The sequence below is a fragment of the Lactiplantibacillus mudanjiangensis genome, assembly GCF_005405385.1.
Taxonomy (GTDB): Bacteria; Bacillota; Bacilli; order Lactobacillales; family Lactobacillaceae; genus Lactiplantibacillus; species Lactiplantibacillus mudanjiangensis.
Window position 1 is genome coordinate 64,781 of the sequence record NZ_BJDY01000006.1, and the last position, 13,489, is coordinate 78,269.

The window sequence follows — 13,489 nt, forward strand, 5'->3', positions numbered from 1 at the left end:
GAGGATTTACATATGAAAATGCCACCTTATCTCGCCCAAAAACTCCCGATTCTTGCAACCCACTGGGATCAGATTCAGTCTCAATTCACGGTCCAAACGATGCCTGCTGGTCACACACTTTTAGCTGAAGGTGAGGTTGCCGATGCCATTTATATCATCGTCAGTGGTGCCTTACGTCTATGGCACAATGCTCAAGGCCGCGATATTACGCTCCAGTTTTTCTTTGAAAATCAACTAGTCGCCTCATTTGAAAGCTTCTACCTAGATCAGCCGAGCGATTTTACCATTGAAAGTTTGGAACCGACTCAAGTCTTGCGATTGAGTAAGGTCAACTTTGACCAACTGCGTCAAACTTATCCGGCACTTGAGACGACCATCACCCGCTTAATCTGCGAACGCTTCGTCACTTATCGCAATACTTTTTTTGATCAACTTCAACTCACACCAACCGAACGTTATCAACAACTCGTCCAGGATGACCCTGAACTCATCGAACGGGTACCCCTACATCTCATCGCGGCTTACTTAGGGATCACCCCAGTTTCACTCAGTCGGATTCGGACCCGGTTAACTAATGATTAGACGCCAACCGTTCACAAATTTGGATTAAACGTGGTATCGCGATTTCTAAGTCAGCTAACGATAAGGCCGCAAAACCAAGCAAATAATAGTCGTGACTTGGCATCGCTTGCCAGTTAGAGTCTAACGGATAAATGCGAATATCGGCCTGAATGAGCGCATTTAATAAGTCAGCACTATCAATTTCGGGAATTCGGACCACCAAGTGAAGCCCAGCTCCAGTCGCGATGGGTTGAATCAAGGTTGACTTAGCCAGCAGTTTACAAACCAACTGATACTTTTGACGATTCAGGTTACGACTACGACTCAAATGACGATAGTACGCCCCACTTTCGAAATAATTCACCATGGCTTGCTGCAAAAGCCCCGCCACCATGGCCGAACGATATTGATATTGTTGGTGATAAGTGGTCACTAATTGCGGTGGTAAGACTAAATAGCCCATTCGTAAAGTTGGATCAATTCCCCGATCAAAGGTCCCCAAATAAGCGACTTGGTTAGCGGTCGCTAATGACTGTAACGCTGGTAATGGGCGGGCATTATACCGATAGGCACTGTCATAATCATCTTCAATAATTAAACGCTGATTGGTTGCCGCCCAATTTAATAAATCTAGCCGTTGCGCAATTGGCAAGACATACCCTAATGGAAATTGATGCGCTGGTGTCGTGTAGACCACTTGCGGTTGCGCGGCTTTTAAAGCAGCTAAATCCACGCCCTGTGCGGTTACCGGCAAGGCGACTGTTCGATGCCCATAACCAGCCGCAAGCTCATCTAGCCCCCGATAGCCCGGATTCTCAATGCCAACTAATCCTCGTGGCAACAGACTAAGTAAAAAACTCAAACCGGCTTTGGCACCATTCGTAATCACGATTTGGTCTGGCGTACATTGAATGCCCCGCGTGGTCGCTAAAAATCGTCCCAATTGTTCACGTAACGCGAACAATCCTTGTGCTTCGGGATCATGAGTGTTAGCCGCATCCTCTGCTTGGCGTAAGGCTTCTCGTACTGCTCGTTTCCAGGCATTCCAACTTGGCTTCAACATCGGCAATCGACCATAATGAAAGTCATAAGTCACCTTGGTCGGCGTTGCCAATGGCGGTGTCGGTGGGGTGTCAATCGTGGCTGGTGTTGGCCAATGTTGTAGGTCATGATAAAAATAACCACTCCCCGGTACCGAATAAATATAACCTTCTGCCATTAATTGGTCATACGCCTGTTCAACAGTTGTTTTAGAAACAGCTAAATTTTGTGCCAATTTTCGAACTGACCATAATTTTTGTCGGGCGGTATTGTTAGGATCATACGCCGCTCGCAACTGTTGATAAAGCTGTAAATATAAGGGTTGAGTCGCATTTCGGTCTAAGATCATCGCACAACTGTCCTTTCATTTTTATAAAAACTGTTCCTTTTAAAGATAACGATTTTTATTTATTATAAGCCGTAATCACTTTGAGAGGAAGCTGTTAGCATGCCGGTCATTAATCAAATTATTCATCAAATTCAAGTTTCTGGTATTCGGCGCTTTGACGAAGCGGTGAGTCCCATTCCCGATATCATTAAACTGACACTCGGCGAACCCGACTTACCGACACCCGCCCATATCAAAAAAGCGGCCATTCAAGCGATTCGTGATGATTGTAGTCATTACTCGCCATTAATGGGCTTTCAACGCTTACAAGTCGCCGCCAGTCAATATTTCAATCAAAAATACGGGCTAACGTATGCCCCTAGTGAAATTATTGCCACCGTTGGCGCGACCGAAGCCGTTGCGACTGCTTTATTAACTTGCCTTAATCCTGGCGATGGGGTTTTATTGCCAACGCCTAACTATGCCAGTTATCAACCAGTCGTTGCCATGGCCCAAGCACACTTAATCACTGTCGATACAACCAGTGCCGGTTATAAATTAACCCCAGCCCAACTAGTCGCAACCATCGCTGCTCACAAAAACGACCATTTAAAGGCCATTATTTTAAATTATCCGACCAATCCAACTGGCATTACGTATACCAAAGCTGAACTTGCCGCTTTAGTGACCGTGATTCGATCGGCTAATCTGTTAGTCATTAGCGATGAAATTTATAGTGAACTGACTTATGAACAACCCCATACAGCGTTAGCAACCTTGTATCCTGAGAAAACCATTACGATCAATGGCTTGTCCAAATCACATGCTATGACCGGGTGGCGCCTTGGGTTCATCATGGCACCACTAGCCCTAATCAATGAAATGAAAAAGACGCATCAGTACCTCGTCACCTCGACCAGTTCGATTAGTCAGATGGCTGGCATCGAGGCCCTAACGAACGGCTTAGATGATGGTGCCAAGATGCGTGACATTTATCAAGCCCGTCGCGATTATTTGATTAGTCGTCTGAGTGAAATTGGTTTGAATTATTGTTACCCAACTGGCGCTTTTTACGTCTTTGCTCAAGTACCAGCCGACTTTACTGGCAATAGCTGGGCATTTGCCACTCAATTGGCACAACAAGCCCACGTCGCCGTCATTCCTGGATCGGCTTTTGGCCCAGCTGGTGAAGGCTGGTTTCGGATCAGCTATGCCGCTAGCATGACCGCATTGCGCACCAGTATGAATCGCCTTGCAATTTGGCGCAGTCAAGTACCCATAAAAACGGAGGATTAACGATGAAATTTGATAATGCCCATTTAATAACCGCTATGGTCACCCCATTCGATGATCAACAACACTTAGATTTTGATCGTTTGGCACACTTAATTGACCATCTACTCAGTCATCATACAACTGGTATTTTAGTTGGTGGCACTACTGGTGAAGGCCCCACTTTGTCCACAACTGAAAAGTTGGCCCTATATCGTGAGACCGCTCGACTCGTAGCGGGCCGCGTACCGATCATTGCCAATACCGGCTCTAATAACACTGCCGCAACCATCGACTTTACCCGTCAAGTTAGTCAGATTGCTGGAATCGATGCTGCCTTAGTGGTCGTGCCCCCTTATAACAAACCCGATCAGGCCGGGATGATTGCGCACTTTACGGCAATTGCTGATCGGGGTGGTTTGCCGATTATCATTTATAACATTCCAGGTCGGGTCGTGGTTAAAATGGCCGTGGAAACGATTGCTAAACTGGCACAGCATCCTGATATCATTGGGATTAAACAATGTACCTCAACAGACGAGCTAGCGGCCGTGATTGATCAGACCCCTGCTGACTTTCTCGTCTACACGGGGGAAGATGCCCAAACCTTAACAGCACAAGCTTATGGCGCTCATGGGGTCATCTCAGTAGCGAGTCATTTGTACGGCGATGCGATGAGCACGATCCAAACCAAGTTGAGTCAAGGCGATGCCCGCACTGCTGGACAACTGCAACGGCAACTTTTACCGAAAATGGCGGCCCTATTCAGTTCACCATCTCCAGCACCGGTTAAAGCCGCACTTAATCAACAACGGATCTTAGTCGGCGATCCGCGGCTACCAATCTTGCCACTAACTACTGCACAACAACAAACATTGTTAGCGGCCTTACAGTAAACTGGCACAAAAAAAGACATTTGAGATAATCCCAAATGTCTTTTCTATTTATTCACTTAACGCTTCGTCAATTGGCGTATCACCATTAATTAACGCAATCGTCTTGCCGATTGTTGCTGGCGTGGTTAGGGTCTTAACCGCAACTGTTGCGACATCGTCACGTGTAATCGCACCACCAACTGCTGGGTCAACGCTGACTTTACCGGTACCAGCATCATTGACTAAACTACCGGGTTGTAAGATCGTGTAATCCAACGCCGTCCGGTTTTTCAACCATTCGTCTGCGTAGTATTTTGCCACATAATATGGTTGTAATGATTTAGGCCATTTAGCCCGTTCTGGCGTGAATTCAGCGCTAATAATCACATAGCGTTTGATTCCCGCGATTTCAGTCGCTTGCATTGATTTAACGGCACCATCTAGGTCGATCATCAAGGTCATATCATACCCCGTTTGACCGCCAGAACCAGCCGCAAAAACGACCGCATCCATGCCCTTTAAGGCTAAGGCTTGCTCGGCCGGTTGGGCCATTAAATCAAACTGAACTGGTTGCGCGCCCGCATCTTCAAAAGCTTCCGCTTGGTCCGCGTGCCGGATGCCAGCATAAACTTGATCGCCTTTGGCAACCAACTTAGAGACAATTTTTTTACCGATTTGACCATGGGCCCCAATTACAAAAACTTTCATTGCTGTTCACGCTCCTAATTATTGTTGGTTATTATTATGAACCAATCGCTAGCTAACTGCCATCAATCTGTTTTTGAATTTGTCGCACATGACTAAGAAGACTATAATGATAAGCATTCTATGCAGAAAGTGACGTGATTGCATGTCCAAATACGTTCGAGCCGCCACCACGGCTGATATTCCCCAAATGCTGGCTATTATTGACCAAGGTCGACAACTATTAGCTGCTGATCAGATTCCTCAATGGCAAGACGGCTATCCAGCCATCGCTGACTTACAAGCCGACATCGATGCGAACCAGGCCTGGTTATTAATCGTTGATGGCAAAATTGCCGGCACCGCTGCATTGTTGACAACCCCCGATCCTAACTACGCTGATATTTATCAAGGCGCATGGTCACCGGCGACCAGTGATGGCTATTCATCCATTCATCGAATCGCGATTGCCGGTGGTTATCACGGGCAACATTTGGCTGATTTTTATTTCAGCAATCTTATGACCTTAAGTTATCAACAAGGCTTGCGGCAAGTCCGAATTGATACCCATGCCTTAAACGTTCGGATGCAACACATTATTGAAAAAGCGGGTTTTACGTATCGTGGCATCGTCTATATGGATCATGATGCGACTGATCAACGAAACGCCTATCAGCTCACGCTTTAAAATTCCAATAAACAGCAATGAGCGTCACAACGATTTTTTCGCTGTGACGCTCATTTTTTTAATCATCACTGCTGATCAAAAGTGGTTCGACTTGCCACCCGCCGTTCGCCCACCTTGGGTCGGAACGCTGTGAGCGGACCGGAGCCAGTCAGCGATGGCGCCGGCCGTGAAAATATCGTTATTCTGGGTGTTTTCCCGGGCTTACGATGTGGTCGACTTTTAAGACTAGTGGTTTTAGCTAGGCTTAAAAGCGAGGCGAAAGCCCGCACTTTGGCTGGAGCCGGTCCCACAGCCGGCAGAGTCACTGGCTGGCGTAGGTGACTCATTTAGCACAGCTCAAGCCCTTATCGTGTCAGTGACTATCACGCTTTAGTTATTTAACCGCAACTAGTTCATGATGACCGAGTGAATACAAATACTGTTGCGTGACAGGTCGTTGTAACATTGATTGCAACGCGGCCCCGTATAATTTCACTTGCCCCGCATACTTACCGAGTAAGTCATCGGCATGGGCCACGTGATCTGTCTTGTAATCAAACAGAATTAACGCTTCATCCGTTTGCAAATAGCCATCGATAATCCCATGAATGAGAATTTTGCTATTACCATCAGCCTCAAAACCATCAAATAAGGCTTGGGCTGGCAACAATAATGAGAATGGCACTTCACGATGAACTTGATCAGGCTGTGCCAAGAGTTGTTGTCCCAACGTACTGTCGTAAAAACTCAAAATTGGCTCAATTTGAATCTGATCACCAATGGCGCTTGTCAACACTTGCTTCGCGACTAAATCAGCAATCGTCGCCTGAACGGCCTCAGTCGTCACCGGTTTATGAATATCTAACTGTTCTAAAACCAGATGTGTCGCACTCCCGATTTCAGCCCCAGTTGGCGCTTGCGTTGTTTGCAAAAATTTTGGCAAAGTTAAGCTATCGGCAACATACCGATTATGCACTCGCGATTGCTTAGTGCTGACCGTTGGATTTTCATTCATCAATGGTGTGTCCGGGTCTTCAAAGACACGTTTGACTTCTGATACTGATTGATAAGCGGTAGTCGTCGTCGCCACTTGGGCTGGATAACTAAAGTTTAAAATCCGACTAATCTGTTGTCGCGTCATATCATCAATATCCACGGTAACGTCAGCCTCAACTTGCTCAACTGCACTCTGATTAGCAGTAGCTGTCGATTCGGCTGCCGCCGTCTCAATCGTAGTGGCGTCGCCCAGCTCGATCGTTACCCGCGCATCGGCCGTCGTAAACTGCATTTGAGGTTGGTCGCCATCCCAGTAGTCTTTGAAATCTACATGCCGAATTAAACTCATGCCGACCCAATCCAGTGCATTATTGGCCGCAACACGCAATGTCGCTGGTAATAATCGTTCCGGCGTACTAAACGTTCGACGCCATTGTTGAGTGGCAGTCTCAATATCCTTAACCGTCCCCACTAGATACAATTGTTGTTCCGCTCGGGTAATGGCCACATACAGCTTTCGCATTTCTTCCGCGCGTAACTTTTTTCCAGCAACTTGCCGTGCCACTAGTCGTGGTAAGGTTGGATATTTAACGCGTGTTTCTGGATCTAAATAGGTAATGCCAATCCCGGCTTGTCGGTCTAACAATGCTGATGCATTTAGATCCGTTTGATTGAAGCGTTTATCCAAATCCATGATAAAGACAACTGGAAATTCCAACCCTTTACTCCCATGAATCGTCATCACACTGACCGCTTCGGTGCTTGTTTCCGCGACCGCCGAGGCGAGATCTTCATCCTTTTCTTGCATGCGTTTGATAAATCGGACGAATTGAAATAACCCCTTAAAACTGCCCTCTTCATACGCATGTGCTCGTTCATACAAGGCGTGCAAATTGGCTTGTCGTTGTGGGCCAGCTGGCATCCCACCAACATAATCCAAGAATCCAGTCCGATCATAGATGCGCCAAATCAATGTTACTAACTGATTACGTCGGGCTAAATCTCGAAATTCAGTTAATTGAGTCATGAACCGGTCAATCTTATCGTAAACCGCATCACCATAGGCATCATGTGCTTGTCCCGGATAACGTTCATAGAAATCACGCAAGGCTTGGAAATAATCACTCGTCTTATTCTGAATCCGTAAATAAACGAGTTGATTTTCGTCTAGACCGACCATTGGTGAACGCAAGACCGCCACCAAAGGAATATCTTGATACGGATTATCAATGATGGTGAGTAACGCCATCATAATCCGAATTTCAGTGGTTTGAAAATAGTTTTGGGCATCATTGACAACAATCGGAATATGCAATCGTTTAAAGACATCGACAATCGATAAGTTATGATTACGCGTTGGTACTAGTAATGCCACATCACTGTATCGCAATGGTCGATACGTTTGCGTTGCTCGGTCATAAATCGGATGATCTTCCGCTTTTAACGTTAAAATCTTTTGAGCAACCATCATAATACTCCCCAATGCTGGGTCATCGATGGCAAAATCAGCTTCATCTGAAGCGTCATCCTCAGTGGCCGCTTCGCCACTTTGATACAGCATCAAGCTCGTCGTTTGTGGCAAGTCACTCGGGTAATCTTTAGGTCCATACTTCAAATAAGCCGCCTGATCATAGTCAATCTGACCCACCGGTGCATCCATAATCTGGCTAAAGATTAGGTTAGTTAATTGATCAACATTTTCAACCGACCGAAAATTTTCCGCTAAGACAATGCGATCCCCATGTTCAGGGTTAGCCCCAAAATCTTGGTACTTGTGTAAGAACAACAACGGATCAGCCAACCGGAATTGATAAATCGACTGCTTCACATCTCCCACCATAAACATGTTGCCAGGTGTTGACTGTGACAATAACTGCAAGATGGTTTCCTGTAAACTGTTGATATCTTGGTACTCATCGACCATGACTTCTGAAAATTGCGCTTGTAATTGGGCTAATGCCGCTTGACCACTCTCGTTTTGACTGGTTAAAATTTGTAAACTCAAATGTTCCAAATCGTTAAAATCAAGAACATGCCGGCGCCGCTTTTCAGCCGCGAAAGCATCTTTGAAGGCTAACGTAGCCTTAACCAGTTCAGTCACCAAAGCTTCGGCCCCAGTCATGATATCCAAGACTTGTTGCTCATCACTCATAAAATAGTCATCAGCCAGTTTGCTCATCGTCTTTTTGACTTCGGCCACTTGGGTATTGATGGCTGTCCCCACCATCGTCCGAGTCACGTCATCTTTGTATTTCTTCGCAATCGTCCCAATTTTAAAGTTTTGGCAAACGGCACGTAAGGCGTTCCAATCCATCGTGGCCACATTGGCTACCAGTTCAGTTAATTCTGCTTGCGCACTTTCCAAATTCTTAATTGTGGCCGGCTTTAACTCATTGGCCTCCGCTTGGACTAAGCCTTGTTGAATCGTTGTCAACATATTTTGAAACAAGGGCATGAGCTGTGGCAACACCTGTTGTTGATAGAAGCTTGACGTGGTCACGTGGTCACCATCAAGATGATAAGTTGCTGGCAATTGTTGCAACCAAGCGACTGGATCAGGCGTTGATTGCGCAAAATCATACAACCGCATGATCAGTCGACTGAGTCCGTCATCGCTGCGATCATTAGAAAAGTTCGCGGTCAACAGCGCAAAGACTTCGCCATCATCTTCGTACAACTTTTCACGGACCGTATCCCAGACTTGATCCCGAATCAACAAGCCTTCGGTATTATCCGTCAGTAATCGAAAAACCGGATCAAGATTAATCACGTAATAGTAACGTTGAATCAATCGATTACAAAAGGCATCTAATGTACTGATATTAGCGACACCGAGCAGATTTAATTGCCGACGCAATGGTTGTAATTCGGGACTGGCCATTGTGGCTTTAGGATGAGCCGCTAAAAACGTTGACAACTCAGCATTCAATCGTTTTTCAAGTTTTTGTTTCATATGCTTAGCAGCGAGGTTCGTAAACGTCACCACCAATAACTGATCGATATCAGTCCCAGCTTTGATTTTGCGCATGATCCGTTCAATCAAAACCGTGGTTTTGCCAGAACCAGCTGATGCGGACACTAATAAATTATTACCTTGCTGGTCAATCGCGGCTTGTTGACTAGCTGTATAGGCTGTTTTTTCACTCATTTTTCTCATCCCCCAACTCCGTGGCAATCCGATCCAAAACTTCTTGCGGACTCAACGGTGGTAAATCGCGGTAATTATTTTCTGGTAGCATCGCATCAAATTCCATAATTGCGAGATATGGCGAATATTGTAACGCCGTTTGTTTATCGTTCAAGCGGATTGGATTCAAGGCCAAGGCCCCAGCGAAAATCGCTTCGGCAGCAGCCACAATCAATTGTCGATTATTAGCCAATAAGGCATCCAATTGCGTTTCAGTGACCAGTGGTGCGGCTTTGGTACTACTATAAGCGCCATCTGTCTTGCGACTAAATGGATAAATTTTTGAATGTTGATAACCCGTTTTCTTAGGTAATTCAGTATCTAAATGTTGTAACAGTTGTGGGTCATCTAAAACGACCCCTTTGTATTTATTAGCTTTCAATAAAGCCGCCTCAAAACCAGCCTTGGCATCACTCGGCTTGAGCGTTGGATTTTGAATATGCATGTACAATGCTCCGGCCAATTTCACTTTTTCATTCGGATTTTGAACGATTTCGGATTCATTCACCAAAACGGCATTGAGATAAGTCAACATTTGCATGGCTAAGCCATAGTAGGCCTGCTGAAAATCAAACTTGTGTTGTGAAGACTTGTAATCCACAATTCCCAAATAGTTTTGGTCAGCAACCTGAATTTGATCTAAGCGATCAATCTTTCCCCGCACATGGACACTATGTTCGGCATCAACTTTGAAATCAAGGGCCTTTAGTCCATGTTCTTTACCAACATTCCCAAACAAGACTTCGGTTTGACGTGGCGTGGCTTCGGAATGCAAACTCTGATTACGAATAGCATAAGCAATTTGGCGAACCGTATTTAATAATTGCCGGCGTAAATAGGCCATCCGATTAGAACTCGATAGAATCGTAAATTGGGGTTGTGCCAAAACGGTTAACGACACCTGATCTAAAAATTGATCTAAAGTGTCATCGTCCAGCGAAGCCAACGTTAACCCTTGTGCCTGAACGAGTTTAATTAAGCCATCAAGCACCGCATGGAAGAATTCACCCGTACTTGCTGCTGACAGCTCGAAGACATCTCGTTCACGTAACTTTAGTCCGTACTTTAAAAAGTACGCATATTGATTACGGTAGAACTCTTCTAATTTTGAAATTGAAGTATAGATCTGTTTGCCATACAATGCTTGCACACTGTCTGACGTTAATGGTGTCGGCACGTTGCGATAACTTAACCCCGCTAGCAGTTGTTGCGCTAAGGGACCAAAAGTCGGATCTTGACTGAGTTCACGCCGCAACCACACCCAAACTGGGGCCGGTCGTAAGGGCTCACCCACATGATTATGATCTTGATTAGCCGTTAACACATCACGATAGACTTGGATCACATGCGTCAAAGTCCGACGTTTGGAACCGACAAACGGTGCAATTTTCGGCTTGGTTGGATCTGGCGTTGCCAAATACACTAGCGTCTTCAATTGAAAGGCCCGTTGAATTTGGATCACATAACTCGACAAGTTCAATTCAGCTTCTTGACTATCCTTTAACGGCGCGCTCAAATACAAACGTTCCGTTGCATTTAAGAAAGCCAAATAATTCAGATAGCGTTCATCACCAAGTTGAACGACTGCTGAATCTGCTAAATAATGATCTCCATCTAACTGATTTAATTCTGGTTGTAACTGGTTCTTATCAGTATCACTCAATAAATCGTTGGTCATGATACGATCGGGCATCACTAAGTCAGTGGCCCCCATCAGCATCACCACTTTGCGATTTTGACTCTGTTCGCGACCACTTTCAGAAATCGACACTTGATCTAACGTTGATGGAATTTGCGCATATCCAGCGCCTTCAAATCCAGCCTGGAGTAACGCCAAAAAATCAACAAGTTCAAATGGCTGATCCCCTAACATGGTCACAAAATCATCGAGCATTTCACAGAATGTCTGCCAGGTTTGTTCCGGTTCACTAGCTGTCGCTAAATCACCGCGTTCAACGGCTTGATCCCGCCATGCCATTAGTTGTGTATCCACACCATTTTTCGTCAAAAAGGTCACTAATAATGTCGCGGCTGTGCGTCCATCTGAGGCCTTCGAAAGGGCTTTAAAAAATGGTGGCAAGATTTTGGCCACAAAATGATGAATCAAGTTAATTTTTTCAGTAATCGCCGCATTTTGATCAGTTTCAACCCCAGCATCACCGGCAATCACTTGAAAGTATTGCCAATCTTCTTTTTGCGTCCATCGGCGGCCACTGTAGCCACTCTTCAAAATAAAGTTTTCGGTTAAATCAACCGCTTGCTGATAAGCTTGACGATTCATTGGGCGCCCGTTCACTTGCGGCAACAACAATTCAGTTTTCAATAATCGCATGACATCACGATATTGATAATGATTTTCTTGAACCGCAAAGAGCGCGCTGATTAATTCTACTAACGGGTGGTCAGCCATAGATCGGCGTAAATCCAAGAAATACGGGATTTCCATCGCGTGAAAAATTGGCGCAATCATTGTGTCATAACTCGTTAAGTGACGCGTCACCACAAGAAAATCACGATAGTGGTATCCTTCATTCGCCACCAACTGACGAATTTGACGAGCCACTTGCGCGATTTCAGTCTGCCGCGTATCAGTGCGAAAAACGTGTAAGGCCTTTTGGTTATCGTCAATTGCGCTTGGTTTACCAGCACCACGCCAAACATCATCAAGCGCCGCTAATGCTGGCGCAACCCGAACTTGTTGCGCAAAAACATCTGGCAACTGCTCGATATGACGGACCTGAGCATACTGACTCAAGCGATAATACAACCGGCCCGTTTGATAAAATAACGTGCCATTCAATGGCTTCTTTTTTGGTGCTTCGGTTAAAATCAAACTCATTGTCACCTTGGCACCACGCTCTAACAGCGTTGTCACAATCGCCTGTTCTTGCGTTGATAACTGTGAGAACAGCTCCAAATAAACTTGTGTCCCATGTAAATTTTGCGTTTGTAAATACTGATTAAGTTGCGCTAACACATCGGCATTTTTTAAATACTTACCAGCGGTCATCGCATCAAAGTCGGTGTATACAATCGCTAAATCATGTAATTTAGCCTGCAAGTCTCCCGCTGGCGCATTTTGGGCTAACTGAACGACATCTTCCGGTGCTAAATTAGCCAATTGTAACTCATTAATTTCTTGAGCCAGTTGCGTAATAAACCCAGTTTGATTAACTTCCCCGCCGAATAAACGTAAGTCCTCAGCGTGGGCCCGTAAAATCTTAAAGAGTAGCATATTGATCCCAGCACTAGATAATCGTGGCAATTGATAAGCCGCTTCATTTTTCATTAAATACCATGCCAAACGGGTAAATGAAAAAACCTGAACTTGCGTCTGCGCATATAACGCCGATTGCCCAGCCATCATTGCCAATCGATTTAAGACATCGACTTCAGTATCAAACTTCACGTGGTTCGGCACCAAGTAAAAGAATTGATCCTGTGGATTAGCCTGCAATTGCTGGTTCAATTGGGTCACCATTGTTTGGCGATGATCGACTTTAGCTGGTCCTAGAACGAACTGTAAAGACAAATTTTACCCCTCCATTTCATGAACAAACGTTCTCATATTTAAGATTAATTATCGCATATCTGAGTACACAAAAAAAGCGCGTCGACTTAAAAGTCCCGTGCTTTAATTGAGTTATGCTAAATTTATCACCTACGCCAGTCAGCGATTCTGCCGGTTGGATTACAGGTGTTAATCAAGTTTGTAACCACTGACATAACCGAGAGTGAGCTCACATTGAGCCCAGCCGTGGGAGCTCTTAGCGATTTATCGCTTAGAGCTTGGCGCTTTTGAAACACGGGTTGGGTGGTTCAAAACGACGGTTCAGACCGCTTTTTGGCTGAACCGGTCCACCCACCGCGTTCCGGCT

The 13,489-nt window shown here is 45.4% G+C and carries 8 protein-coding genes; 4 read left to right on the forward strand and 4 right to left on the reverse strand.

The window, feature by feature from the left end:
• The first annotated feature begins 12 nt into the window (after nt 1–12).
• Entirely contained in the window at nt 13–582 is a 570-nt protein-coding gene (locus FFM84_RS12800; RefSeq protein WP_225425311.1) for a Crp/Fnr family transcriptional regulator, read from the forward strand.
• Here the strand turns inward: FFM84_RS12800 and pdxR are convergent.
• Nucleotides 572–1,951 carry a MocR-like pyridoxine biosynthesis transcription factor PdxR gene (gene pdxR / locus FFM84_RS12805; RefSeq protein WP_130845446.1) on the reverse strand — a complete coding sequence of 460 codons (1,380 nt, stop codon included), beginning with the start codon at nt 1,949–1,951 and terminating at the stop codon, nt 572–574. The two genes, FFM84_RS12800 and pdxR, sit on opposite strands and share 11 nt — an antisense overlap.
• Nucleotides 1,952–2,050: 99 nt before the next feature.
• Here pdxR and FFM84_RS12810 point away from each other — a divergent pair, with 99 nt between their 5' ends.
• A complete protein-coding gene (locus tag FFM84_RS12810; protein ID WP_130845445.1) occupies nt 2,051–3,226 on the forward strand; it encodes an aminotransferase class I/II-fold pyridoxal phosphate-dependent enzyme in 1,176 nt (391 codons plus the stop codon).
• A gap of 2 nt (nt 3,227–3,228) precedes the next feature.
• Entirely contained in the window at nt 3,229–4,098 is an 870-nt protein-coding gene (gene dapA / locus FFM84_RS12815; RefSeq protein ID WP_130845444.1) for a 4-hydroxy-tetrahydrodipicolinate synthase, read from the forward strand.
• A 48-nt stretch (nt 4,099–4,146) separates the two neighbouring features.
• Here the strand turns inward: dapA and FFM84_RS12820 are convergent, their stop codons facing one another.
• A complete protein-coding gene (locus FFM84_RS12820; protein WP_130845443.1) occupies nt 4,147–4,785 on the reverse strand; it encodes an SDR family oxidoreductase in 639 nt (212 codons plus the stop codon).
• A gap of 142 nt (nt 4,786–4,927) precedes the next feature.
• On the opposite strand from FFM84_RS12820, the gene FFM84_RS12825 reads away from it, so the two are divergent.
• Complete coding sequence (locus tag FFM84_RS12825; RefSeq protein WP_130845442.1) at nt 4,928–5,449, forward strand: GNAT family N-acetyltransferase; 522 nt, start codon at nt 4,928–4,930, stop codon at nt 5,447–5,449.
• 373 nt (nt 5,450–5,822) lie between these two features.
• On the opposite strand, the gene addA is transcribed toward FFM84_RS12825, so the two are convergent.
• Together addA and FFM84_RS12835 are read right to left on the reverse strand one after the other, a co-directional pair.
• Entirely contained in the window at nt 5,823–9,572 is a 3,750-nt protein-coding gene (addA, locus tag FFM84_RS12830; protein ID WP_130845441.1) for a helicase-exonuclease AddAB subunit AddA, read from the reverse strand.
• Complete coding sequence (locus FFM84_RS12835) at nt 9,565–13,143, reverse strand: PD-(D/E)XK nuclease family protein (protein ID WP_130845440.1); 3,579 nt, start codon at nt 13,141–13,143, stop codon at nt 9,565–9,567. Before FFM84_RS12835 ends, addA begins: the two co-directional genes overlap by 8 nt.
• Nucleotides 13,144–13,489: the final 346 nt, after the last annotated feature.